Origin of the sequence: Paenibacillus sp. P13VS (genome assembly GCF_015143645.1) — a bacterium.
In the GTDB taxonomy this organism is placed as follows: Bacteria; Bacillota; Bacilli; order Paenibacillales; family Paenibacillaceae; genus Paenibacillus; species Paenibacillus xylanilyticus_A.
Map to the genome: position 1 here is coordinate 784,827 of NZ_WYEV01000003.1, position 26,175 is coordinate 811,001.

Consider the following 26,175-nt stretch of genomic DNA (forward strand, 5'->3'; position numbering starts at 1 on the left):
GGCCGTTTCCGAGCAAAATCGTTCAACTGTGCTTTGTTTTGTTCAACCTGAGCGACTTTTTTTCAACCGTTTCAGTGGATAATTCAAATCCGCATTTTATTGAAAACGCTATCATTTTAATTGCCGCAAGCAGATTGGCGTACTGAAGGTCTACATGAGATCCTGGCTTCTACATTCGATCTTGCGGTATACCACAATAAAGGAGAGCTGAGATGAAAAGTAAATCTGGTTATCGAACCTCAAGGTGGGGGATTTCGCTCCTCATTACCACGATGCTCACTTCGTTAATTCCCGTTTCTCCCCAAGCATATGCAGCAGTTCAGAGCCAGAATGAGAACAGCACCACTACCAGTCATACCATAACAATTGATACGAATGATGTCATTCAGGATGATTTTCTCGGAGTTGGAGTCAATACCATTCCAACAGCACTCATGCCCGGCCAGACTCAATATGGGTATACGGAAGCCCACTGGGAGGTGGATAAAAAGCGAATACAGACCATTGAACCCAAGGTTGCCAGAGTATGGTTCCAGATCGACTGGATGGAGCCTACGAAAGGTACGTACACATGGGACAGTGCCAAAATGAAAGCTTTTTATAAATATCTCGACGCCTTTAAAACCGCTGGAACGGAAGTCGAATTGAACTTCGGCTGGAAAGTCGGATCGACCGTACACGATTGGTTCCCGATACCGGGAATTGATCCGTGGACAAGTGCACCGGCTGATCTGGATGCTTATGCGGCTTCCGCATCCGCCCTGCTTGAGGAATTGATTCAGAACCGAGGATATGACAATGTGAAGTACCTGACGTTTTATAATGAGCCTAACGGAAGTTGGGACTTTGAAGCTCCCGGTGATCAGAAAGCCTATTACGCCGAGATGGTCAATAAAACAAGTGCCAGACTGACTGCGGACGGACTCCGCGATCTGATCGAAATCTGGGGGCCCGAAGAGACAGGCGCTCCTGCCTGGATTGAGTACATGAAAGAGCATGCGGATGACGCCATTGATGGATACAGCTTTCACGTTTATGGAGAATCCTACGATGGACTGGGCAGCGCCTTCGCGCAGCGGAAAGAATACGTGGGGGATAAACCGCTCCATTTAACCGAATTTGGCTGGGCAGACGACAACGCCAGCAACTGGGATGCCGGATATGCAAATTCAGTGATTCAGACAGCCAATATGGGTGTGAAATCAGCTCTGATGTGGCAGTTAAATGGGGTATGGACCAACGATCCTACAGGTGGAACGAACGGTACGTATACGATGTGGGATGCATTGCCCCTGGGGCTGAACCCTCGCAAAACATTTTACATCGCTGGCATGCTGAACCGCTATATTCCTGAGCACAGTGAGGTTTTGGCTGTAGATACGAACGGCTCAACCGACGTTCGCGCAGCAGCATTCAGAGACAACGATGGCCATTATACCATACTTGTCGAAGCAAAAGCAGGTACGGAAAAAGAAATTACCCTGGATTTTGGCAGTACTGCGGTAAACAACACGATCCGTAAAATGGTATACAAAAACGATATCCTTCAAGAACCTAATGCGATCCTTCCTCCTGTAACAGCAACTTTTCCTGGGGGAGCTATGTTAAGAGATAGCAATGTGAGCGATGATTACAATGTTATCATTTATACGACCCAGCCTGCAGAGACGCAAGTCAAGCTGGATAACGTAAATCCTACCGTCCGCTCGGGGGATTCCATCACGCTTGGAGCAGAGGTCATTGATAACATCGGAAGTGTGACTTGGAGCGTCGTTGGACAAGACAATGGCACCATTAACAGTACTAGCGGCCTATATCAAGCACCTCAAGTGACAGACGAAACGTTAATTGCAGTTCGCGCAACGAGTACAGCCGATCCGTCGGCATATGGTGTCGTTCTCGTACGCGTCCTGCCTTCGTCACTGGCCGGCAAAGTTGAAGTTCCAACCTTTAGCCTAGACCGTCACGTGTTCCCGAGCTCCGAAGTGCTCTATCTGGAGACAGCGACGAGCGGAGCTCAAATCCGTTATACAACCGACGGCAGCGAACCTACAGCTCAGTCGTTCCTTTACGTGAGACCCATTATTCTGAACGAAGGTTCACTCGCACTCTACAAGGCCAAAGCGTTCAAAACGGGGATGCAGCCTTCGGGCACCGTATCCTCCCTGTATCAAATCGGACAGATCAGCAGTTCACCAGACGGGTACAAACTCTGCATGGTTGAAAATGGCGGTGATTGTTATTTTCAGGGAAAAGCCGTTGTTTCCTACGGCGCAGATGGGTTATTTAATTATTCCATTCAGGAAGATGGTGTTGCCTGCACAAGCGCCATTCTGGGTGATCCCATTCCAGGTGTAAACAAACGCTGCTATGTAAACCCTGAAATTCCGGATGAACTTCCCGTGGTTACTTTCTTCAATGCTGGCTTTGAGAAACCTGGTACCACTTCAGCCCGGCCGGGTCCCTTGACCAACGGATGGGTGTTCGACAGCCGCTCCGGTGTGCAGCACAATAATGGTCCATTTCAGGCCCCTGCCGCGCCTCAAGGGGTACAAACAGGCTATCTGAAAACGGATGGCGGTGTATCGGGCACGCTAAGTCAATCCATCCATTTCAAGCCAGGAACATATCAAATGTCATTTGAGGCGGCTAAACGGACCAGCTTTGGGGGGACCCAATCCTTTGATGTTTATTTTGATGATCAGGTGATAGGTTCATATCAGCCCGAGTCCGGCAGCTTCGAAACGTTCAGAACAGATGCCTTCGAGACAACGGGTGGAAAACATACAATCCAATTTGTGGCGACTACGACTCAAGGGGACAACACCGCCTTTATCGATGACGTTAGAATTACACTGCCACTAACCCCTGAGGACCCCTATATCAGTAATTCAAGCTTTGAGTCACCTGTGGTTACTCATCCGACAGGTGTGTTGAGCGGGATTACTGCGGATTGGAGTTTTAATGATCAGTCCGGTATCCTGCGCAATGGCAGCAGCATGACCTCCATGAATGCACCCACCGGGCTGCAGGCTGCTTTTGTTCGAAGCCAGAATGGTGTTCAAGGTTCAATTCATCAGTCCGTAACGTTCCCGGCAGGAAGTTACGTCTTAAACCTGAAAGCAGCTGCACAGACTGCTGAGCAACCTCAGCCCGTGCAAATTCAAGTGGGCGGTCAGACAGTTGGTACCATTACCCCATCCAGCAGTACATACCAATCCTTCACGACGGATTGGTTTACCGTTGCCGATGGCTCGCATACGATCACCCTTACTGCAACGGGAACAGGCACCCATGCAACCTTTATCGATCAGATCACCGTGGAGGAAGTTGATGTACCGGATCAGGCTGTTTTGCAAAATAATGGCTTCGAACATCCGGCTATCACATCTCAGAATGGTGTAGCTGTGGGCAGCGGCGAGGCCTGGAGCTTCAAGAATAACGCGGGCAGAATTCGCAATGGCAGCGTGTTTGGCGCCTCTGATGCACCCGAAGGCACGCAGGCTGCGTATTTGCAAACCCTAAATGGTAAGCAGGGTGAATTCAGCCAATCCCTGATCTTCCCTGCGGGCAGCTATGTCATTCAGTTTCAGGCAGCCAAGCGGACCAGCTTTGGTGGACAACAGTCCTTTGATGTCTATTTGGATGATCAGTCGATCGGTTCCTTTACACCTGGAAGCGGATCTTACACTGCTTACACCAGCAATCCCTTCCAAATCACGAAGCCGGGGAAACACCAAATCCGGTTTGTGGGAACTTCAGGTACCGGCGACAATACGGGATTTATCGATGATATCGTGATTACACCGAATCCATAAAAGGTAAATCAAGCAGAAACGTACCTGTATGATCCTATAAAAAAGTGACTGCCCAATAATCTATAACTATATGAAGAGAGGATAGGCAAAAAAGCCTGTCCTCTCTTCATCATTTCCGATCTTATTTTCGATGAAATACAGGAATCGCTGTTTATTGGTCTGAATCCTGCATCGAGTTCCAGTGAGTTGCCCATACTACGTACCGAATATATATAAGGGAGAGACTCGAATGGATCTGCAGAGCGGTAAGTTATATTGGCCGACAACAATAGCTAACCCCCCCTCTTACCCTAAGTTGGAGGAGGACATATCCTGTGATGTGCTCATTATCGGCGCTGGCAGCTCCGGAGCTCAGTGTGCAAATTTCCTATGTGACCAGGGTGTATCTGTCGTTATTGTCGACAAGAGAAAAGTTGGAGAAGGCAGTACCAGCACCAACACGGCCTTGATTCAGTATGCAGGTGAGAAGAGTTTTGTATCGCTCAGCCACTCGTTTGGTGAAGAAATAGCTGCTCGTCACCTAAAGCTGTGCGAGCAATCTATTAATCATATTGAGCAAGTAAGCGGACAATTACCCATCAATCCTGATTTTATAAGACGTGATAGCCTCTATTACGCAAGCTATGAAGAGGATGTTTCCGCTTTGAATGAAGAATATGCCCTTCTACAGAAGTACGGATTCAAGGTAGATCTGTGGAATGAAGAGCACATATCCGGCTCGTACCCATTCCGGAAAAAGGCAGCACTGTACTATCATGACGATGCAGAAATGAACCCCTTAAAATTCGTATATGGACTTCTTGAGAAAGCAAAAGCTCAGGGAGGAAAGATCTATGAGAACACGGAGATAACAGGCAGACGATTCGAACAGGATTATGCCGTCTTCTACACCAAGGAACGTCGCGAAATCCGAGCCAAACATGTAATTATTGCAGCCGGGTATGAAGATAGTGATTTTAAATCCGAAAAGAATGCTACGCTGGCAAGCTCCTATGCCGTCATTACGAAGCCGATTAACGACTTTTCAAGCTGGCACAAACGAACATTGATCTGGGAAACTGCACGCCCATATGTGTATATGCGTACAACCCCGGACAATCGGGTTATTATCGGCGGAATGGATAAGGATACTTCCTTCGCTTCAACCCGTGATTCCAAAATTCTGGCGAGCAAGGACAAGCTCATTCAAGAGTTTAACAAGCTATTTCCTGACATTCCGGCCGAGCCTGAATACTACCTGGGCGCCTTCTACGGAGGCACGCATGACGGATTGCCTGTCCTCGGCCAATACGAGACATATCCCCACTGTTATATTTTGATGGCATACGGAGATAACGGAACGGTGTATAACGGTGTCCTGGCCAAAATTGTTTCGGATCAGATTCTTAATGGGTCGAGTTCGGATCTCGATATCTACCTGCAAACCAGACCGCTTAACTCCAGATAATCCAAGATAAAAACGAACTTCACGGCAAATGGATGGGTATAAACCTTAAAGTACATGCTCAGGTTCTCGTTCGCCTGGAACAAGAACCTGAGACACAAAAAAAGCCGATTTCACAATGGAAATCGACCTTCAACAACGCTCTTGTTCCCGTTACTCCGTAATAATAATTGGACCATTTTTGGTCAGGATAATCGTATGTTCGATTTGAGCCACATAGCTGTTTTTGGTAGCAAAGGTCCATCCGTCATTTTTTTGGAATACTTCTTCTTCAGAAGTTGAAATAAACGGTTCAAACGCAATAACCATTCCATCCTTCAGCAATTCGTCATCCGATGTATCGTTGTAATTATAAATATGATCGGGTGCTTCATGAATTGTACGTCCAATACCATGTCCTGTAAGATTTTTGATAACCGTTAATTCATGCTGCTTGGCAGTTTGAAACACCGCTTTTCCGATACCGCTTTTTTTGGAGCCGGGTTTTGCTTTTTTAAGCCCTGCTTCAAATGCTTTTTTTGCAACGTCGCATATTTTGGTTAATACTTCTTCACCCTCGCCAACTACAAAGGAGATTCCCGTATCTGCAAAATAGCTGTTCTTGGAGCCGGATACATCTATGTTTACGATGTCACCTTCCTGAATAACGCGCTGCCCAGGAATACCATGCGCTACTTCATCATTAACACTGATACAAGTGTACCCCGGAAAATCATATTCACTTTTTGGAGCTGACACGGCCCCTTCTTTGGCAAACAGCTCTCCGGCTATGTCATCAAGTTCTTTCGTCGTTATACCCGGAACTGTCCGCTGCACCAATTCATCCCGAATGGCGGCTACGATCTTACCGATTTCCTTCAAACCATTAAAGTCTTCTTCTGTCTTTGCAATCATTTTTTTCTACCTCACTATCTTTTATCATCGGTGCACTTCATTCATGCTATTCTCACGAATAACTCAGACCATGTAAATGAGTAACCATACCTTTAACTAAACTAACCTGACCGATTGTTGGATGTGCCGCCTCATTATAATCTCTCCAAAATCATCGGTGTTCAGAAGTGGAACACTCGGCTATTTGTGACCACATTTATTTATAATAACGCAAAGAAGCGATATTAACTATCCTGTCAATACGAAATTTAATGCCTAAACAACATAATTTCTGCAAATTGGTTCATCCTATAAATAGAAAACTAAGTACTTTCCAGAGAGAAGGGTATCCGAGATTGAATGGGATCAATGAATGGCTCAGGCAGATCGCACATAATTACGTACTGATTGTTATTGCGGCAATCTTATTTTTTGCTGTTAAAGCTTTAATCGGGTTTGTTACATATAAGCATTATGATAATCAATTAAAAACAGTAAACCAGAAGCTCAATACCCTACTTGAGGATAAAAATAATAGGGACTAATGGTTAAACTGACTTTGTGCTAATGGTCGTTGAACCTGAGGAGTGATCAACATGTTGGAAAATATTATTTGGGGTTTTGTGATCCCTGTTCTCATTGGTGGTTGGATTTTACGAAGACAGCCCAAAATTCTTTTCATTTTTTATCCATTGGGCATAGCAGCCTCTGCTTGCATCAACGGAGTGGGTTTCAACTTTTTCTGGAACATACTCCCTAACTCCAATAATCAGTCCTATACCGCTCTTCCAATGGATCTGGGCATCTACCCTATCTCAGGATGTCTTATGATGTATGCCATTATCAAAAAAGGCGCAAAACCCTGGCTCGCCATAGTCACTACATCCGTAGTGCTTACCCTCATTGAGTGGCTGGCCAAAGAAATGGGCAGAGTCGTGTACTTCAATGGATGGAACATCTACTGGACCTCCCTTTCCTACCTTCTGCCTTTAGTTTTAGCATACGGTTACTGGCTTCTTTTCAGGAAGCAGTTCATACAGTCAGAACGATAGGAAGGGATCTACATGTCCGCCTTCTCCATTTCTGATTTCTGTTCACCCGGAACACCAATCCTCTATGTCCAAAAGGAAAAGCCCCTTACATCTGTCAAAGGGGCTTTGAGTATATTATGCTTCTTCCTGTTCAGCTTGATTAGGCCCGGCCATAAGACCCTGGACAGCGCCCATGAACGGCTTGATGGACTTAATCATACCGTAGCCCATTTTTACGACGGGCACGAATTGCTGGATCATGCCGAATAATCGCATTCCTCCGCCAAGTAGCCCTCCAACACCACCAGCTGCAGCCCCGCCACCGAGCCCGCCAAACAAGGAACCCATCATGGGTAGAAAGGACGAAACCTGCGCTTGCGACATTTGGCGCGAACGTGTAGACGGCTTACGTGTGCCTTTGCCCTGTTTTCTTTTGTGAGAGGAGACCACCTTACTGCCTGAAACAGCCTTTCGGTTCCGGTTGGAACGATGGGAACTGTCTCCTGATGTCGGTGTGCTCAAAGCGGTTCCTCCACCAGTTAGCACCATTCCACCGTTATTCACTTCAGCGATATAACCAATGTATGTTTCACCATTATGAAGAGTCACGCAGACGGGTTTGGCTTTATATCGCTTTGCCTTTAGGCGTATATCGTTGATTTTAGCCATAGAATTCACCTCGCTCTACTGAATCTCCTGTAGTTTACGCAATAAATGGACGGCTTGCCTGTGCGAATGGGGCATATGTAAGGTATTCTCAAGCCCCCATACGTTTGTTATTCAGTTCTCCATCTTCTACGTTGTCTGCCACTTATAACCGATTTCTCACTATCTATCTCAGAGGTGCAAAATGGCTGATGGTCGATAGAATCTTCTCCGTTCGTTCGATGATCTCAGAAGGTAGTTCCAGTTCGGTTGATTTGATGTTCTCTTCTATTTGTGTCGGTCTACTGGAGCCGATGATGGCCGAACTTACAGCAGACTGACGCAGAATCCATGCCAGAGCAAACTGGGATAACGTTGCCCCAAGCTCATTGGCCAGTTCCGACAGCTGTGAAGTACATTGTAGCACATCTTCACGTAAGTAACTGTTGATAACTCCATTGGTCTGATCATTGGAAGCCCTTGTTCCTTGTGGAATCTGCTGTCCAGGTTTGTATTTGCCCGTCAACACACCTTGTGCTAATGGAGAAAATACGATAAGTCCCAGTCCTTCCTGCTCACATTGTTCAATAATACCTTCTCTCTCGATATAACGTTCAAACATGTTGTAAATCGGCTGATTGGATATGATTGGACGCAGATTCAGGCGTTTGCCGATCCCGGAGGTTTCCGCAATCTGTGCTGCGGTCCATTCGCTGACACCCGCATACAATATTTTGCCCTGTGCCTGCAAGTCATCTAAAGCTCTCAGCGTTTCATCAATGGGTGTTTCGGAATCAAAGCGGTGGCATTGATACAAATCAATATAATCGGTACCTAATCGCTTTAAGCTCGCTTCGCACTGCTCCATAATATGTTTGCGGGACAATCCACGATCGTTTGGACCCGGTCCTTGTGGGAAAAAGAGCTTTGTAGCCAGTACGTAACTGCTGCGTGGATACTGTTTCAATGTACTGCCCATTACCTGCTCCGCACCGGGATAGGAATTGGATGTATCGAAAAAGTTAATGCCCAGTTCATATGCCTGATGCATGCAGGCACGTGCAGCTTCCTCCGATGTAGCCGATCCGTAGGTCAGCCAGCTCCCCAATCCGATTTCGCTCACTTTCAATCCGCTTCTGCCCAGTCTTCTGTACTTCAACCCAATCACTCCTTCATTGAATGTTAAAATGAGAGCTTATCTCCTGAAAACGCTCTATTGAACAATCTTAGGATAGTGGTTAAACTTAGGTTTAAGTCAAGCCATTCAATCGATTTTTTTGAAAGGAAGATTTGTTTGGAATTTACGATTAAACAAGTCGCGGAACGCACCCAATTACCGCCTTCCACGTTACGCTTCTATGACAGGGCAGGTTTAATGCCTTTGTTGAAAAAGACAGAATACGGCACCCGCCAATATTCCGAAATGGATATCTGCTGGCTGGAGTTAGTCCGCTGCCTGAAGGACAGCGGCATGTCCCTTGAGGATATCAAAGCATTTATGCTGTTATGCCTGGAGGGTTCTTCCACGAGTGAACAGCGAAAGGTTATGCTGGAGCAGCATCGACAAAATATACTGAAACAACTGGATGTGCTGAACTGCAGTCTTGGTACCATTGACTATAAGCTGGAGCATTATAATGAAATTGGCATCTTTCACATCGACTCCAAATAGCATATCGATTGCTTCATATTTTATAAAAAAAGAGGCCCATCTGAATCTGCTGGTTCAGGTGGGCCTCTTCATTTAGGTGAAAAATTTATAGCAGATCGAACCAATCCAGACGGCAAAGACGATCCACACAAGGATAAACAATCCTCCTGTAATCCAATTCGTGGGTTTACCTTTCTTTCGGATCTCCTCCGCTTTATCCCTACAATCCCGGATGACTTCTTGAGGAATCAGCTTCAGTGCCATTGTAATGCCGAGCGGCATTATAATCAGGTCATCAAGATACCCAAGTACAGGTATAAAATCAGGGATCAGGTCTATTGGACTGAAGGCATAAGCTACTACGCCGACCGCAAATAATTTTGCATACCAAGATACCCGAGGATCCTTGTACGCCAGGTACAAGACGAATACATTTCGTTTGATCTCCCTTGCCATGGCTTTTACTTTATTGATCCATTTTATTTGTTTCATCTTCTGCCCTCGCCGTTTGTCATCGTAATGAATTGATCATAAACCATTCACCCCCGGTTTGATAGCAAATTATGAGTATACTTCACGCATGAAACCCTCGCAACATTTCTCCGCAGAGCTTCCTTCCATCCTCTGTTTTTAGAATAACGTTTTTATACTAGGATATATTGGGGATCTGCACATGCAGGTCCTCTTTTTTGTAAATTATTTTACACAACGAATACAGAGGACTGGGACTTCTTTTACAGTCGAATGATAATCTTCATATTGAAGGACAAATGAATAAAGCTACATATGTTCATGTTTAATAATAAAAGGAGGAATTATCGTGAAATTATCCAAAAAAGTACTTCCTGCAGCTGCACTCAGCCTGGTCTTTGCCGCTTCTACCGTCTTGTCTGCCGGTCAAGCTCACGCGGTACAAGCCGTTAGTGTAGAGACAAAAAAAATCAAGAATATCATCTTCCTCATCGGTGATGGCATGGGAACGGCTTATACTTCCGCTTACCGTTATATGAAGGATGACCCTTCGACTAAGATCATGGAGAAAACGGTATTTGATCCTTATCTTGTGGGCGCTCAAATGACCTATCCAGACGACGACACACAAAACGTAACGGATTCGGCTTCCGCGGCGACCGCAATGTCTGCTGGTGTGAAAACGTATAATGCAGCTATTGCTGTCGATAATGACCATACTGAAGTGAAAACGGTACTGGAGCAAGCCAAGGAAAATGGAAAGTCCACCGGACTTGTAGCTACCTCAGAGATCACTCATGCAACACCTGCTGCCTTCGGCGCTCATGACATAAGCAGGAAGAACATGGATGCCATCGCAGATGATTATTATGATGAATTGATTAATGGCGAGCACAAAGTTGATGTACTTTTAGGTGGAGGAAAAAGCAATTTTGTACGTGATGATCGTGACTTGACCCATGAGTTTGAACAAGCCGGTTTTAGCTACGTGACTGATCGCAGTGCCCTTCTCAAGGATACAAATAAACAGATTCTCGGATTATTTGCTGACGGAGGAATGGACAAGTTGATTGACCGTACTAGTGAAACGCCTTCGCTGGCTGAGATGACAACTACAGCCATTGATCGCCTGAGCTCAAACGAAAATGGATTTTTCCTCATGGTTGAAGGAAGCCAGATTGACTGGGCGGGCCATGATAATGACATCGTTGGTGCTATGAGCGAAATGGAGGATTTTGCTGCAGCATTCGAGGCGGCTATTGATTTTGCCAAAGAAGATGGAGAGACACTTGTGGTAGCAACCGCTGACCATTCCACTGGTGGACTTACGCTCGGGAAAGACGGAGAATATAACTTTTTCGTAGATCCGATTAAAGCCGCTGTACGCACTCCTGACTTCATGGCAGCTCAAATCGCTAAAGGGGCTTCCGTGGAAGAAACACTGAAGAGCTATCTCAAACTTGAGTTAACTTCCGAGGAGATTCAATCGGTTAAAGATGCAGCTAAAGACGCAGATGTCACGACGATCGACAATGCCATCGAAGCCATTATTGATAACCGCTCGTTCACTGGCTGGACGACAGGCGGACATACGGGAGACGACGTGCCAGTCTACGCTTACGGTCCGGCAAGTCATCGATTCTCCGGCCTGATCGACAATACGAATAATGCAGAGATCATTTTTGATATCTTGAAGAAGCATAAATAATAATCTGCCTCTCACCAGCAGCCCTTCTCTTTATCCGTCAGGAAAAGGAGAGGGGCTTTTCTGTTTTAATCTAAGTTACCTGAGTGAAAGAATGGTTACTAAGAAGAAATATGCAGCTGATGTTATTGGTTTAACTTTTCCGGGTTCTTCACTTTGATCGACACCACTTCTCCGCAGTCCAAACAAACGGTATAAACCTTTTCAGACCCAATCGCCAGTTTCTTATCCACTGGACGGAGATTGATGAAGTCTGAAGCTTGTACAAATGAATTCCCTCCACAATCATGACATCTCTTTTCCGCTGCTTCCATATCGACTGATTCCTCCTAGTCATTTACTTTGCTCACCCTTATGAATGGAACTTCCTGTATTATAGGAAATCAAGCACTTTCAATATTACCGTATTAGCCAAATAAGGACAATATTAACACATGCCATAACTGACAATAACACTGCGTTTGTAATCTAAATCTAAAAGGATTTAAAAAATCATGAAGCAGCGTCTCCCGCGAGTTCTTGTCTATCTCAAGCTTCCCACGAACAAGGCCAGGTGCTCATTGAACATTTGCAGGGAGTCCATGGGCAAATCATTGATCTACAGATGGATGTGTACTTCTCATTCATGGACAGAAGATGAACTGGGCTCACCTGTCGCTCGTTTGATTTTAAAGCTCGCCGACTAGAGACCGAGTGAGGATAAATAGTTGATCCGATAAAACAAAAAAAGCCGCCATTCAGGCGACTTCCTCTGTGTGAATTACATGTGCTAGTTGCATGGCAGGATCATTATTCATGAATCAGCATATACACTATTTTAGCCATTTCTGCCCGTGTGACTTTGCCTTTCGGATCAAAGCGAAGGTTCGCTTTGCCTGTCATCAGTCCATGAGCATTCACATGCTCTACAGCAGCTTGAGCCCAAGCAGATACCTGGCCTTGGTCAGAGAATTCTGCTCTTACCGTGGATTCCTGCTTTTCCATAAACAATACTTGCTGTGCTTTCATCAACATCACGGCTGCCTCTTCGCGGCTGATTGAATCCTTCGGCCTGAAGAGATTTCCGTTTCCTTGTATAATACCTAGTTCGGTCGCCTGAGCAACGGCTGCTGCATAATATGCATTCGCTGGTACATCGGCATACACCTCGGTTTTCCCCGAAGAATTCAGCCCTGCTGCGCGCATGATCAGGGTAATGAAGTCGCCTCGGCTTACCTGCAAGGCAGGACCGTAGTTCTCAGTGTCCATCCCCTGAATCAGATGTTTTGCCGCCAACGAGTAGACATAACGTTCAGCCCAGGAGTCTTTCATATCCTTGAATGGTTTATGATATTCCAAGATTGCGTACAATCCTGGCTGCTGCGCCTCAAACGTCACTGTTCCAGCTGCGAAGCGACCACCTTGATATTCCATTCCTTGCCCAAGCAGATATACGCCTGCATATTCAGATTGAATCTGTTTCTGCTGTTCAGCCGTCAAGATTCGATCCACCTCGACCGGACTGCCGAACTTCGTAATTTCCGTCTCGTTCTCTCCCTGGATGAAGAACATACGAAGCGATTGTACTAACTCCGTGAGGGAGTAATGCTGGTATCCCGATAGACTATTATCCAATAGCTGCTTCGCACTTTCGTTATACGCAGTACTGAAACGCAGAAGCAGCTGTTCTGTCTCTCCCCATTCTTGCGGCAGGGAACCAGCCGGGAGCGTGACTTTTAATACAGGTGATGAGATCTCTATGGAGAGCCCGTCTGTTTTCACTTTTTTCACCGCACTGGCAGGTAGGTATACATCAAACTCCCCGTTATCGTTCTGCTCTTGTATGCCAGCAAGTGTAATAACTACTTTCCCTCCACTCGCTGAACTGGCAGCTTGCTCCAGCGCTTCTGCTTCAGCACGATAAGTACCGTCCGAAGCTGGATTAAGCACAAATTGACCATTGCTGATCGGTGCTGCTGGCATCGTCACACTATTATTTTCTGCAGGAGCTGCCGGATTACTGCTACCTGAGCCTCCTCCAGTACCTGGAGTCTGTCCCCCAGGCGCCGAGCTCCCTGTAGAGAATCCCCAAATATCGGACAGAGCACTTCCACTATGCTCATCTTCTGCTTTGGCATACCATTGATAGTAGCTTGCGTTAGAGAGTCCCTTCCATACCACAGAGGCTTCTTGTCCACTCGCTACGTTCGTTTTTGAGCCTATCTTCTCATCCGTATAAACTTTAATCCCGATGTAATCCGTGGCTACTCGCTTGGTTGCTGGTGCCAAACCAAGATCCAGGCTAAACTCATCTTTGCCTTGTTCGGTCTCTGGATCGTAATAGTTGTAGTCATCCAGATAAGGTGAATACGTTTTGATATGGAGCTTGTTGTTTGCCATGTCAAACTGCATAAGCCGAATATAACCAAGCCCTCCTTCAGGAGCACCTTGGTAATCTGCCAGCATTTGATACACGTTACGGTCAGGAATGCCATCTCCGTTATCATCCAGCTGATCGACCTTAAGCTCGGCATCGTGATAGTGCCCGGAAAGGGCAGCAATCACGTTTTTGTTCGGTTTTACAACCTTCTCAAAAATTTGATCGGCGATCGGTGAACGGTTGTTGGATACGAGCAGATACTCATGCAGACAGAGAATGGCTTTACGTTCCGGATACTTGGAAACGATGTCGTTCATCCATTCAATCTCTTTCTCACCAAGTCCCCATCCCATATACACAATGACAAAGTCATTACCGTTCGCTGAAACCAAATCATAGTGTCCACGGTTATTCTCATATGAACCGCTAAATACCTGATTATTGATGAACCGGTCGGCTCCAAAGTACTGCTGGAACTTCGCGTAATCGTTATCCTGGTGTCCCACGTCGTGATTTCCTGCCAGTACTCCATAAGGTATCGAAGCATCCTCAAGTACCTTCATGTTTTTGTCTGCTTCAATCCATTGGTATTCCTGATCTGCTTTGTCGACGACATCCCCGGTATGAATAACGTATTTGATGTTCATATCTTCCTTTTGCCCGGCGATCCAGTTGACGATGTTTTGATAAATTAGGGGATAACTCTGGGAATAGTACTGCGTATCCGACATCCAAACAAATGAAAAGTCGTACGGGTCCTGTGACTCCGGTGTGGGCTTATTGCCTGCAGCAGCAGCTGTTTCCGCTAGTTCGTCCTGCACCATAATCTGGATGACATCTTTGTTTTCATAATCACCTGCCTGTACCACAGCCTTTAATTCAAAATCTTCTGTACCGGCAATCACCTGATCCAGTTGATTCCATTTTTGCTCGCTTATGCTCCAGGCATACAAGCTTACTTTTCTTCCTTCTAGCGACTTGCCCTGCCATTCGATTTCAACACGATCTGTACTTTTCACGGTTGGATCAAGCTTCACCTCGAAGCGTTGGTAAGGAAACTGCTCAACCGAATCATTGACCAGATATGTCCCATCGATTGCAGCAATTTTTTGGTAATCCTCTGCATTCATGGCTTTTTCTCCGGAAGGAACCATTTCTCTAGGCGGCTCCGTAACTGAAGTATTCAAGTACCCTGCAAAACCTTCGGCCCGAGTTGCATCGTATTTATACCCTTTATAAAAGGTCACATTCATATTGTCTTTGCTTGGGTCCTGAACTTTAACTGTCAGGTTGGCGTCTGTACCAACATTGGTTTGATTTTGCTTAGGCGCCATCAATTCCGGTGGTAGCGGGTTCTCATCGGGCACTTCAAACTTTACCGTGCTCTCCGCAACGTTACCCACCTTATCCGTTGCCTGAATGTGCAGGACATGATTCCCACCTTGCATCTCTCCCGATGAGGTTCTTAACGGAAGAGTAATTACTTTGTCATCCAGCTTCACATCAACCTTGTCTACGCCGGCTATCGCATCCTGGATTTCAGCATCGATGATGAATTCACTACGATAGGTTTTGCCTTCTTCTACGGTTGGCTTGATAACTGGTGGTGTATTGTCCACCATGACTTTGGCCGTTAACTGCTCTTGACCATCGGTTAGAGCAACTTGATGTGCTCCATCGCTGATACGAGTGGTGTCCCATGCATAGGCTTTAGCCGTAAGATGTTCCGGCTTCAATTCAAAATGGAAGCCGATCGATTCGCTTTTTCCGGCAGAATCGCCCATTTTAATCTGTTTTTCTTTTTCAGCGTAGGCCGGATCCCATATTTCGGTTCCGTCAGCCAGAAGCAAGCGAACGTTTTTGACTTCAAAGTCATCTTTGTTCTCCTCCGGTCGCTGATCAAACGGCGAGGTTTTGGAACCTGCCCGGATGCAGATCACATTATCCCCCTGAAGCAAACGTTCCGAATCAATAGGAAAGGATAATGTCGTATAGCTTGTAATTGGGTTCATGAACGTATAGAGAATCGATTCGTCCCCCAGTTCCGACGGACCCATCGTTACTGCGTTTTTGAAATAATAATCGACGTTAACTGCCTCGAATACGAAGTATGCATCATGTTCAAGCGCAGCGAAGGTTTCACCTTCGGGTAAAGCTTTGCCGTCGATGGTAAGGCGAGCATCCATACCCTCCGTTTGCGAGGTTCCTTTAATTGTATGGACACCTTGAATGATATCCTCATCTTTAACATTCAGGCGAAGCGGTTCATCGCTCACTCCTCCGGTCACGGATATAACTGCTGGCTCGGTTCTCGTTTCGTTAGTACCGTCCGAAGCAACGAAATAGTACTCCATCGTTTTGCGTCCGATGAGATCGGCCGGTGACATGTTATAGTGGTACATTAGGTCATCGTAATCTTCCGTCAAACGATGTGCCGTAAATTCAGCCTGTTTATCTGAACGAACGAATACCTCCACAGATGTTATCTCACGGTTATCTTTGGCATCGACGATCAGCTCTAATCCCTTCGATTGATCCGCTTCGGTCGCTTTCGTCATATCCTGAACGGTTGGCGGAACGGTATCCAGCTCGATATGGACGGGCACGGAAGGAACTTGTTCCGGCAAGATGCTGCCTGGCGATGGTGTTTCCATGCCGGAACTTGACTTGATCATCATTGTGCTGCCGTTTCTCGGATAGGTATAAGTGATCGCTTTATCTTCCTTCGTTTCATCACTCTTGGTTCCATTTTCATAAGTCTGATCAGCATCGTAATAGGCAGAGGATATTTCCTTGCCTGTATTTGTTTTGATCACGAGCGCTCTGCGGCCGGAATTCGCCATGCCATCACTCTGGATCGAGTGCAGCGTAACATTGGGGATGAGGTTGGTTTGATAAAATTGGTTGAAATCTTCCTCGGTATAAGCAGTGTTCATGCTATTTTTGATCCAAAATACAACCGATTGCTGCGCAGGAATAACAAAATCGGGATGAACTGCCCCCCATTCCACATCCGCGCTTGGTCCTTTGTCAGGATAACGATAGTACAGGCTGTAATTTTTAAAGTTAACCGGTTGGTCTGTATTGTTATAGATCTCGATATACTCATAGGCATCCGAGGACGTACCCGGTACATTCGTTGTATTCGGCACAAGCTCAGTGATAAGCAGCGTAGGTGCTTTGTTCGGATCGAATGCATCCCATTGAACCTGTGCCGAATATGGCTTGTCCATATTGCCTGCTCGTATCCGGTATTGCAATTCAGGCTCGGTAAGTGCCGACGCGGGAATCGTTGCTGTATACTCGTTTGTTTCACGTATATTCGTCATGACTGTAACACTGTATCTGTGCTGGGAAGGCGTCTTGTACAATAACTCCACCGCAGGCTTGCTTCCATCTGCATTTGTACCCAGATTCTTGATCTGCGCCTTGATCTCAACATCCTGAATAGCCAAGGCGTCAGTTGGAGCCGTATGCATAATTTCGATCTGGGACCCTTCTTCCACAACTGGCGGAACAGCCTGTGCCGGATCAATGGATCCTGGTGTGGCTGAGATTTTCCCGGAATTCTCCACAACACTCATCTGGGTGCTTCCAGCTGCCGGATGTTTGAAGAATATCCCCATATTCGCTTTAACCTGAGCCGGTTCATAAGCTGCTGAAACGATACTCTCGTTGGCTTGATTTTTGATCACAAGTGACCTAGCACTTCCATTCGCCATACCAGCTCCACCCTGTATACGGAATAAGTGCTCCCCTTCGGTCAGAGATGTTCCATAATTTTGATTAAATTGCTCAGCCGTAAGATCGTTATTGCTTCCGTTCATAATCCAGAATACGACCGGACTGTGAGCAGGAATCAGGATGTCCACATCTTCTTCTGTCTTCCAGGTATCCTTATTATTGTAGAAGAAAGTGTAGTCTTTAAAATTAATCTCATGATCCGTGTTGTTATACACCTCAACAAACTCATACGCATCCGTACTGAGGTTTGGCAGATTGGTCGTGTCTGGTACCATCTCGGTAATCAGCAGATCAGGTCCTGTGGACTGCTGCATTAGAGACATGGATGGCCTAATGGAAGTCGAATATCCTGTCGATTGAATGATTTTTCCTTTCTCATCCAGGATGTCAATGGCATAGTTTAACTCACTGCCGGTCAAATTCTCACCTGGAATGTTCCCCACATAGGTATCGGGACTCTGCTCTAAGGGTACAAGCTCCACCGGAGCATACATTTGGCCGTCTACCGAATAAGAGATACGCCCGTTCCATGACTGGTCGGTGCCATATACCGTTGCAGTAACCGTGTAATCCTGCATTTCGTAAATCCAATCCGCCGGGACGTGGCCTACCTTAACGTTCACAGCTTGAGTAACTTGTGTCTGTTCCTGGCTGTCTTCCTGCGGCAGGCTTTCTGCATGAACTGCGGACAGTGATGCGAGAGGCATCCCGGTTGTCAAGATCATACTGCTTAATAAAGCGATTGCAACACTTCGCTGAAGAATCCTTCTTCTGTTCAATTTAACCCGCATCTCCTTTAATTCCATTTTTGCTTGCTCCACTTTGACAAACATTGTTTTATCATAAGTGGGATTTGTTAGGAGAGTGCGTTCCCTAGGTAAATGGAAAGTTAACAATAGTACTCTGTCTCAATAACTAGAGTTGAACAGACACAACAAAAAAAGCCGCAAATCGCGGCTTTTCATGGAATTCTATTCTCTATCAGGCAAGGAATTGATATCAACAAAATTAACGTCAGTCTACCAGATGTTTAAATTCTTCAATGTTTGTCTGAAAATCAGGAACCGTTTGTGTCTCTTCAGCAGCTTGGACCAGCTTCACAACCAAGTCATTATACGGTGTCGCAATTCCTGTACCTTCCGCTTTGCTCGAAACGACTCCATTAATGTAATCAATCTCGGTTTTGCGTTTTTTCTCCAGATCTTGAAGCATGCTTGCTTTGAGCAGCCGGGAAGGTTCCATCACATATCGTAACGTTTTAATCCGTTCAGGAATATCTTGTTCACTTTGGAGTTCAAGGGAGGCGATATCGAATCCGTTCATTTTGACAAATTCAACCCCGTTCGCATGTCCGACCTTGATCGTTTCGTCCGCGATATGAACGGCACTTACAATACCGACTTCATCATCCAGAATATCTCCGTATTCTCCGTTCAATGCCGCAGACAGACCACTGAATGCATTATTGATCAGCAGCTTGGACCATTTGGTCCCCACTAAGTTGTCGGAAATGTGTGTTCCACCTACCAGATCCAAAACCGTTTTTACACGCTGAATGCGATCGGACGTTTTTCCATTTAATTCGCCAATCTGAAATGCATACTTCTTGAATTGAGTGTACTCTGTTGTGAGGCTTGATACACCTGGTTCCATGAACGTAGCGCCGAACTCTACGGACCCGGCAATAACGCGCTCAGCGCCCACAATAGAAGCCACGTTTTCTTCAGGAATCCCGTTCTGCAAGGAACATACGATACTCTCCTCATGTAAGAACGGAAGCAACTCCCGAAGGATAGTACCGTTGGATAATTGTTTGGTCAATAGCAGCACAAGATCATATGTCCCAGATTTTTGGTCAGGAGTGATGGCTTTAACTTTTGCATGAAACTCCGTTGTACCGACCACTTTAGCTCCCGTTTGATTCAAGGCATCGACATGCTCCTGATATGCATCAATTAACTCCACATCCATGCCGCCATCCGCCAGGTATGCTCCTACGATGGTTCCTAAAGAGCCTGCTCCTAGTATTGCAATTCTCATTGTAATTTCCTCCTTATTTCTGCTCAAGATAGTTATATACAGGCTGTGCTGCGTTTAAAGTCAGGTCTGTCAGGATATGTGAAGCTGAAACAACTTCCAATACAGGCAAGTCGGCAAGGGGTGCGAGTGCATGTTCAAAAAGCTGAAGCCGTGCTGGGCCCGTCCATGCTTCCTTCACTTCGATATCCGTAATTTGGGTTCGGATCAAATCACATATTCTTAAATTCCCACTGTAATCCGTAGCAATTTTCATCATAAAGTTAGGCCGGCAGATTTCATTTCTGGCGAGTTCCTTATCCATTGGAACATGCTTATAGCCCATCGTTGCATTTGCAACACGAAGCGTTCCGTAATCAAGCGTACCCACAAGTGTATCTGAATCAATATATAGTTTGGGTGCACCTAACTTTTTGGGATACGCCGTAAGCTCTCTGCCACTGGCAATCGCAGGAAAGTTATCCACGTACATGGAATGCACATAGTCACCATCCTCACCATTGAATCGCACAGGGATAACCTGCCCAGCTTCGGTATATGCACCTAATCCGGAGACATCCGGCATCCACATCACTTCAAATTTTACCAGCGGTTCAACAATTTCCAGTGGTTCAGGTACCGCTGCCCGTAAAGCTTTTTCATCCGTTCGATAAATAATGTTTAAGTATTCCCGATTCACAAATTTATAGGGTGGCATGGGGTAAGCCGGTGCCGTTAGGGGTGTATTCAGATTTTTGGCTATGTTATTCACATCGATTTTCATGAAGGACACCTACCTTTTACGTTATGTTTTTAGCTCTCTCACAAATAAAATTCTACATTAATAATTAAATTTAATATAATACATAATAAGTACTATATATATTTATTGAAATAAATAAGGGGTGCGAAACGAATGGAATTGCTGCAGCTCAAATATTTTCAAACCGTTGCCTATACCGAACATATCTCCAAAGCAGCTCAACAACTGAATATTGCTCAGCCCTCCTTAAGCCTGACGATCAAAAGACTGGAGGATGAGCTTGGTACAACCTTGTTTGATCGAAAAGGAAGAAACATTCAATTGAATTCGTCAGGGAAAATTCTGTTGAAACATGTTAATCGGATTTTTACCGAAATTGAAAATGCACAACTGGAGATCCAATCGGAAGAACAACACGTTTCTAACATCATTCGAATCTCGATCACGAATCCAAGATTCCTTACCGGGCTGATTAGCGAATATATTAATGGGAATCAGCAAACCCAGATTCATCAAGGCATTGGAACGAAGAGCGAAATCATCACAAGCTTGCAAAAAGGGGACATCGATGTAGGAATAACAGGTCATCCGATCCAGGATGAGGAGATTGAGAGTTGTGTGCTGGTTAATGAGGATATTGTTCTTGTTGTACCTTCCCATCATCCGTACGCTGGAAAAGCAAACATCTCGTTACATCTTGTTGCAAACGAACCCTTCATATCTCTTGCCGATAATGTGGAGTATAGCAACTTTACCACCATGCTCTGCGGGAAAGCAGGCTTCGTACCCAATCAGGCCTTTGAAGTGGATTCACACACACTGCTTGAAATCATCAAGCTTGATCAGGGAGTTGCTTTGTTACCTGTTTCCGTATGTAAAAAACTGGGGTTGCACTATATAAAAATAACCGATGATTCAGCGATCTACCCCATTAGTTTATCCTGGACGAAACAAAAATCATTGTCTCCTTCGGTTCAACATTTTCGCGATTTTATCTCTATGTATTATGAATTGAATGCTGACCTCTTTACGGTGGTTAAGAACAGAAAGAATTCATGACAAAAAGGCAGCGGGATTCACCCGTCTGCCTTTCTTCATTTTTACCCATCTTCCATTAATGATCATTTAATCAGCTACGGCTGTCTGCACCGGGCCAAGATTGGTCAGGCTGACACCAGACAACGTAATTGTGGTGTTACCATCTTCGACACCTGTAATATTACCCATGTCAAACACGATACGGCTGTTTGCATAGCTTGGCTCGGTTGTATCGAATGTGAAGGTGTACTCTTGTTCTTCCGTGGATAAGCTCACTTGCTGTCCATAAAATCCATGCCACGCGTATCCAGCGGGAACATCCACCCAGCCGATACCAACCCCCATTTTGCGCGCTTTATCCGCTTTGGCTTTGAACGTCAGCTTATACTTGGTTCCCTGCTGCATTGCAAAACCTTCATTAATAACCTGCCGATCCCACGGATTCGTTCCCGCCTGACCGATCACAGCTTGCAGCTGCTGATTCTCAACATGAATCGCAAGGTCAGACTCAACACCCGCTGCATATTTGAACCAGCCTTCGATTCCCTTGGCAAAGTCCCCATTCGGGATCAGATTGACGTGTACCGGCTGTCCCCCCTGATCCGCACCCGGGTTCACCTCGAACAACATCACATTTTGAATGGATACACTGTGCTCTTCCGCTAGCGGTCTGCCAAGACCAAAGTTCAGTAAGGCCGCCGCATCCGCTGTTTCTCCCATTGTAAATGTGAAGGTGTATGGCTGCTTGATTTCAGTCAGGTCTACCTTTTCATCCATATACTTGGCTTCGCCACCATTACCTTGCGAGACCACAGCCTGTATTGATTTAGGTGCAGAGGCTGAAGCTTCAAAGCTCAGACGATAGGTTTTGTCAGCCTCAAGAGCAATCGAACCCTGCTGCAAAAACGAATCCCACTCATCGTCGGTTGCAGCTGGCAACGTAATATTAATTCCATGGTCTTTCCCATACGTAGCCGAGAGCACGTCGGGAATTAGCGCCCAATTCGTTCCATCTGCGGTCAGTTCGCCATTGCTTACTTTATTCTGTGAAACATCCAACCAACGTGTATTATATTCGTTTCCTTCAAAATTCACATAATATGATGTTCCGGCTTTCAGTGAAACTGCTGGCAGATATACCGTCTTATAGGATTGCCATCCCCCCGTATCTCCAAGCAAAAGTTCGGAGCTTGCAACCGTTGTGCCTTGTTCATCCTGCACACTGAATCGGACTTTTGAATCGGCTTTGGCACTTGCCATCCTTGTGGAGAACGCATAAACGCCATCATTTGCTGCATCGATTTTGAATTGCAGCAGATCACCTTCGTCCATGTAGCTGACATGTTTGCCGCCTTCATCGGAATTTTCGAGCTGCAGACCTTGCATCATCCATGCATCCGTAGCAGGAATATGAGTATAGCCTTGAATTGTTACCGGCTTACCTCGTTTGGTCAGCTTCACATTGTCGATGTAGACCTTCCCTTCAGAACTGCCGAATAAAAGCTTCAGTTCGGCTGTTACCGTTGATGCTGTCGTTGCGTTCTGTCCAATCACAATTTCACCCGAATAATTCTTGAGTTCCTGACCAAGTTGGATCTGCTGCCCTTGATTCACCTGCACATCATGCCCCTCTGCGGTAGACAAATCCAAATCCATCGTACGTGGCGTATCTGCCTTTGCATCAAAAGAGAATCCATAGGTAGTGCCCGCTTCCAGCTTCATTCCCGGCTGTACCACAGCCACCTGATCAGAATGGCCGTTCGTTCGCAAAACGTCGACCACGAGCTGCCGTTCCATGATCGGGAACTTCAGGAAGTTGTTCACGGTAATCTGCGCTTCAGCATCAGACTGAACCTGTTTGGACCAGAAGCCTAGGCGATCCTTCCCTTGATCAAATGTGCCATTAAAGACATAGTTTCCATCCGGCAGTGCTTTGCGTTCCACTGGAAGAGAGTCGGCTTCACCGATATCTGTTAACTGCACATTGGTCACCGTAACTTCCCCTTCATTCAATCCCAGATTGAATTCAAACCTTGCATTATTGTCTGCCCCATTCCGCATGTTGAAGGTGTATTCATATGGTTGCCAATCTGTAGTTAATGAGAAGCTCTGATCCTCGGAGTAATTTGTCCAGCTTTTTTCAAACTGCGTCACTTTCGAACGGATGACTCGATCCGCAGATGCCTTGGCATCGAACTGCACCTTGTATTTTCTATTTTTCTTCATATACATCGGCATTTGTGTCAGTTGTACGGAATAACTTTCGGTTCCGGCTTGTGAGATCGTTACTTTCGCTGCCTTGCCCTTCTGCACATCATCAATAACCTCTACCTTACCAGCCCCGCCTGCATTCGTGATGAAGTTCCATTCGTTTGGTACACCATCTACATCCACCCCTTCAGAAAAGCGTTCATTGTAGATCTGGTTTCCATCCGCTTGCGGTTCTCTCTGCCATTCAGGTTCGATCGGATTAGATGTTACGTCCGGCCATTCGCTCAATTTCTTGTACTCGTAAACCCGAACGAAATCAACATTCATCTTCTCAGAGACAAAATCACTTTCCGGCGATCCAGGCCAGTCTCCCCCAACGGCAAGGTTGAGTATTAAATAGAACGGACGGTCAAACGGAGCAGGAAAAGTGTAACTCTCCGGCTGTCCCGCTGCAGTCGTCTCCCAGTTATTTACCTGATGATGCAGTTTGCCGTCAACATAGAAACGAATCATGCCAGGCAGCCATTCCACCTGAAAATCATGATAATCATCAGCGAACGATTCACCTTGTGGCAAGCTAAACTTGCCTTGATCATGCCCGTGTGAACCGTCTGGTTTTGGGGAATCGTAATGGATCGTGCTGTATACTTCATGATCTTTGTTTGTACCTCCAATCAACTCCATAATGTCGATTTCCCCGGAAGCAGGCCATCCTCCATAATGAGCTTCGTTCGTAGGCATCATCCAGATTGCTGGCCACATGCCCTGTTGGATGGGAAGTTTGGCCCTCACTACCACTTTTCCATATGTCCAGTCGCCCTTCTCTTTCGTAATCAGTTTACCGGAAGTATAATTTTTGCTGCCCTTCTGCTCCCGCTTTGCTTCAATCTGCAATACATTGCGGTTGCCATCCTTAACTATACGTGTGTTATTCGGGCTGTAATATTGTAACTCATTGTTGTACACAAGCTCCGTATCCTGGACGGTCCATTTGGATGCATCCACGGAAGGCGCATTGAATTCATCATTCCAAACCATTTCCCAATGCTCATCCGGAATCGTCGTTGCAGGAATCGGTTTTTCACCTGAAGGATTGCCCGGTACGGATGGTGTCGTTCCGCCTGAATTGGAAGAGCCGCCCCCACCTGTACTAGAATTATTGCCACCGTTAGAAGTACCTGGTGTAGCAGGGTTTGGTTGCTCGGACTGTCCTGTCCCAGGCATAGTGCTATCCTTGTATTGTCCTAGTGCAACCGCTTTCCCATTAAGCAATACGTTGTCTGCATCTACGTCCAGCTGATTGATTTTACCTTTGCTGTCAATTATGGTATTACGGGCTTTGCTGCTTACTTTTAATGTATTAATCGTACTCTCGGCAGACAACTCAACTGTAGCCTTTTGTTCAATAAACAAGTTTTCAATTTGAGTTGTGCCTGTGATCTTCACATGTACCGGACTGGTGTTTTTGTCTACCACAACTCGATTTAGTTTGGAGTTATGAATATCGATCGAGTGGCTTCCTCCGCCTTTCACGATTACACTTCCAGTGACCGTTACTCCGTCGAGCTTCACTGTACCTTCTCCAATGGCTTCTGTAAGGAGCAAGTTGCCGTTAACTGTTGTATTTTTCAGTGTCACATCTGTTGAGCGAACAATCAGATTTCCATCTACGTTGGATTCATAGGTGCCGGGTTTGCTTTGAATATCTGCTATCAACGTAGACATGATCGTAGCAGCTTCTGCTCTCGTAATGTTGGATGCAGGTGCAAGATTCCCGTTGTATCCGTTTACAATTTTATTATTTATAAAGTAGTTCATCGCATTTCTTGCATAGTCAGCTACATCTTTGTCGTCTTTAAACGCAGAACCGAGCGATTGATTCTCACTACCTGTCGATAACTGAAACGCACGATCTGCCATCACGACAGCATCCTGCCGGGTAATCGGAAGCTGGGGGGATAGATGTGTTGCATCCGTTCCCTGAATGATGCCAGATCCACTTGCTCGTGTAATCGCATCATAATACCAGTCTTTTTCACTAATATCTGTGTATGACACCGCTCCGGGGCCTCCAGCGAATCCGAACACCCGATCGAGTATTACAACAAATTCGGCACGGCTGATACGTTCACTCGGTCTGAATGTGCCATCTGCATAGCCTTTAGTTAGCGCCATATCCTGCATACGCATCACTGCATTTTCAGCCCAATGTCCCTGCAAATCTTTGTACGGTGCCCGAGGCAGGCTTGACGCCTGCTCCTGCTCCGTTACCGTTTGCTGTTTCATCTGTTCTGCCCCGACTACGGCCGGAGCTGCCAGTGAAACGATCATGCTTCCTGCTATGAGACAAGCCAACCCTTTTTTCACTCATATTCCTCCCTAGAATGTGTGGTCACTTGCAGGGCA

General features: G+C 45.9%; 16 protein-coding genes. 6 read left to right on the top strand and 10 right to left on the bottom strand.

Annotation, left to right across the window (positions count from 1 at the left end; translation table 11 throughout):
- Positions 1-212: 212 nt before the first annotated feature.
- Together GUA98_RS08410 and GUA98_RS08415 are read left to right on the top strand one after the other, a co-directional pair.
- Positions 213-3,818, top strand: a complete 3,606-nt coding sequence (locus GUA98_RS08410; protein ID WP_193722704.1) for a chitobiase/beta-hexosaminidase C-terminal domain-containing protein — start codon at positions 213-215, stop codon at positions 3,816-3,818.
- Between the two features lie 229 nt (positions 3,819-4,047).
- On the top strand, positions 4,048-5,265 hold the full coding sequence (locus GUA98_RS08415) for an NAD(P)/FAD-dependent oxidoreductase (RefSeq protein WP_153978883.1): 1,218 nt from the start codon (positions 4,048-4,050) through the stop codon (positions 5,263-5,265).
- A 150-nt stretch (positions 5,266-5,415) separates the two neighbouring features.
- Here GUA98_RS08415 and map read toward each other — a convergent pair whose 3' ends face one another.
- Entirely contained in the window at positions 5,416-6,156 is a 741-nt protein-coding gene (map, locus tag GUA98_RS08420; RefSeq protein ID WP_095286620.1) for a type I methionyl aminopeptidase, read from the bottom strand.
- Between the two features lie 575 nt (positions 6,157-6,731).
- Here map and GUA98_RS08425 point away from each other — a divergent pair.
- Positions 6,732-7,187 (top strand): hypothetical protein, encoded by a 456-nt coding sequence (locus tag GUA98_RS08425; RefSeq protein WP_193722705.1) that lies wholly within the window; start codon positions 6,732-6,734, stop codon positions 7,185-7,187.
- A 114-nt stretch (positions 7,188-7,301) separates the two neighbouring features.
- On the opposite strand, the gene GUA98_RS08430 is transcribed toward GUA98_RS08425, so the two are convergent.
- Positions 7,302-7,835: a hypothetical protein gene (locus GUA98_RS08430; protein WP_193722706.1), complete on the bottom strand. Its 534-nt coding sequence runs from the start codon at positions 7,833-7,835 to the stop codon at positions 7,302-7,304.
- Positions 7,836-7,998: 163 nt separating this feature from the next.
- A complete protein-coding gene (locus GUA98_RS08435; RefSeq protein WP_193722707.1) occupies positions 7,999-8,970 on the bottom strand; it encodes an aldo/keto reductase family protein in 972 nt (323 codons plus the stop codon).
- A gap of 135 nt (positions 8,971-9,105) precedes the next feature.
- Here GUA98_RS08435 and GUA98_RS08440 point away from each other — a divergent pair, with 135 nt between their 5' ends.
- The gene (locus GUA98_RS08440) at positions 9,106-9,483 is read left to right on the top strand and encodes a MerR family transcriptional regulator (protein WP_095286613.1); all 378 of its coding nucleotides are present in this window, start codon (positions 9,106-9,108) and stop codon (positions 9,481-9,483) included.
- 72 nt (positions 9,484-9,555) lie between these two features.
- Here GUA98_RS08440 and GUA98_RS08445 read toward each other — a convergent pair whose 3' ends face one another.
- The gene (locus GUA98_RS08445) at positions 9,556-9,954 is read right to left on the bottom strand and encodes a YkvA family protein (RefSeq protein WP_193722708.1); all 399 of its coding nucleotides are present in this window, start codon (positions 9,952-9,954) and stop codon (positions 9,556-9,558) included.
- Between the two features lie 411 nt (positions 9,955-10,365).
- A complete protein-coding gene (locus tag GUA98_RS30280) occupies positions 10,366-10,437 on the bottom strand; it encodes a lipoprotein (protein WP_353057529.1) in 72 nt (23 codons plus the stop codon).
- On the opposite strand from GUA98_RS30280, the gene GUA98_RS08450 reads away from it, so the two are divergent.
- Positions 10,415-11,641 (top strand): alkaline phosphatase, encoded by a 1,227-nt coding sequence (locus GUA98_RS08450; protein ID WP_415753011.1) that lies wholly within the window; start codon positions 10,415-10,417, stop codon positions 11,639-11,641. The genes GUA98_RS30280 and GUA98_RS08450 overlap by 23 nt on opposite strands.
- 122 nt (positions 11,642-11,763) lie before the next feature.
- Here GUA98_RS08450 and GUA98_RS08455 read toward each other — a convergent pair whose 3' ends face one another.
- The 4 genes from GUA98_RS08455 to GUA98_RS08470 all read right to left on the bottom strand — a co-directional run bounded on the left by GUA98_RS08455 (position 11,764) and on the right by GUA98_RS08470 (position 20,541).
- On the bottom strand, positions 11,764-11,952 hold the full coding sequence (locus GUA98_RS08455) for a hypothetical protein (protein WP_153978892.1): 189 nt from the start codon (positions 11,950-11,952) through the stop codon (positions 11,764-11,766).
- 475 nt (positions 11,953-12,427) lie between these two features.
- Positions 12,428-18,520 (bottom strand): S-layer homology domain-containing protein, encoded by a 6,093-nt coding sequence (locus GUA98_RS08460; RefSeq protein WP_193722709.1) that lies wholly within the window; start codon positions 18,518-18,520, stop codon positions 12,428-12,430.
- A 235-nt stretch (positions 18,521-18,755) separates the two neighbouring features.
- A complete protein-coding gene (locus GUA98_RS08465; RefSeq protein WP_193722710.1) occupies positions 18,756-19,781 on the bottom strand; it encodes a ketopantoate reductase family protein in 1,026 nt (341 codons plus the stop codon).
- Between the two features lie 13 nt (positions 19,782-19,794).
- On the bottom strand, positions 19,795-20,541 hold the full coding sequence (locus GUA98_RS08470) for an acetoacetate decarboxylase (RefSeq protein WP_193722711.1): 747 nt from the start codon (positions 20,539-20,541) through the stop codon (positions 19,795-19,797).
- A 132-nt stretch (positions 20,542-20,673) separates the two neighbouring features.
- Between GUA98_RS08470 and GUA98_RS08475 the strand changes: the two genes are divergently transcribed.
- Positions 20,674-21,579 carry a LysR family transcriptional regulator gene (locus GUA98_RS08475; RefSeq protein ID WP_193722712.1) on the top strand — a complete coding sequence of 302 codons (906 nt, stop codon included), beginning with the start codon at positions 20,674-20,676 and terminating at the stop codon, positions 21,577-21,579.
- 66 nt (positions 21,580-21,645) lie between these two features.
- Here the strand turns inward: GUA98_RS08475 and GUA98_RS08480 are convergent, their stop codons facing one another.
- Positions 21,646-26,136 (bottom strand): carbohydrate binding domain-containing protein, encoded by a 4,491-nt coding sequence (locus tag GUA98_RS08480; protein WP_193722713.1) that lies wholly within the window; start codon positions 26,134-26,136, stop codon positions 21,646-21,648.
- Positions 26,137-26,175: the final 39 nt, after the last annotated feature.

What these genes read in the sequence shown, in the direction of transcription:
- GUA98_RS08455 (WP_153978892.1), bottom strand. Translation starts at nt 11,952, where the DNA reads ATGGAAGCAGCGGAAAAGAGATGTCATGATTGTGGAGGGAATTCATTT.
- GUA98_RS08470 (WP_193722711.1), bottom strand. Translation starts at nt 20,541, where the DNA reads ATGAAAATCGATGTGAATAACATAGCCAAAAATCTGAATACACCCCTA.
- GUA98_RS08465 (WP_193722710.1), bottom strand. Translation starts at nt 19,781, where the DNA reads ATGAGAATTGCAATACTAGGAGCAGGCTCTTTAGGAACCATCGTAGGA.
- GUA98_RS08415 (WP_153978883.1), top strand. Translation starts at nt 4,048, where the DNA reads ATGGATCTGCAGAGCGGTAAGTTATATTGGCCGACAACAATAGCTAAC.
- GUA98_RS08410 (WP_193722704.1), top strand. Translation starts at nt 213, where the DNA reads ATGAAAAGTAAATCTGGTTATCGAACCTCAAGGTGGGGGATTTCGCTC.
- map (WP_095286620.1), bottom strand. Translation starts at nt 6,156, where the DNA reads ATGATTGCAAAGACAGAAGAAGACTTTAATGGTTTGAAGGAAATCGGT.
- GUA98_RS08445 (WP_193722708.1), bottom strand. Translation starts at nt 9,954, where the DNA reads ATGAAACAAATAAAATGGATCAATAAAGTAAAAGCCATGGCAAGGGAG.
- GUA98_RS08475 (WP_193722712.1), top strand. Translation starts at nt 20,674, where the DNA reads ATGGAATTGCTGCAGCTCAAATATTTTCAAACCGTTGCCTATACCGAA.
- GUA98_RS08430 (WP_193722706.1), bottom strand. Translation starts at nt 7,835, where the DNA reads ATGGCTAAAATCAACGATATACGCCTAAAGGCAAAGCGATATAAAGCC.
- GUA98_RS08425 (WP_193722705.1), top strand. Translation starts at nt 6,732, where the DNA reads ATGTTGGAAAATATTATTTGGGGTTTTGTGATCCCTGTTCTCATTGGT.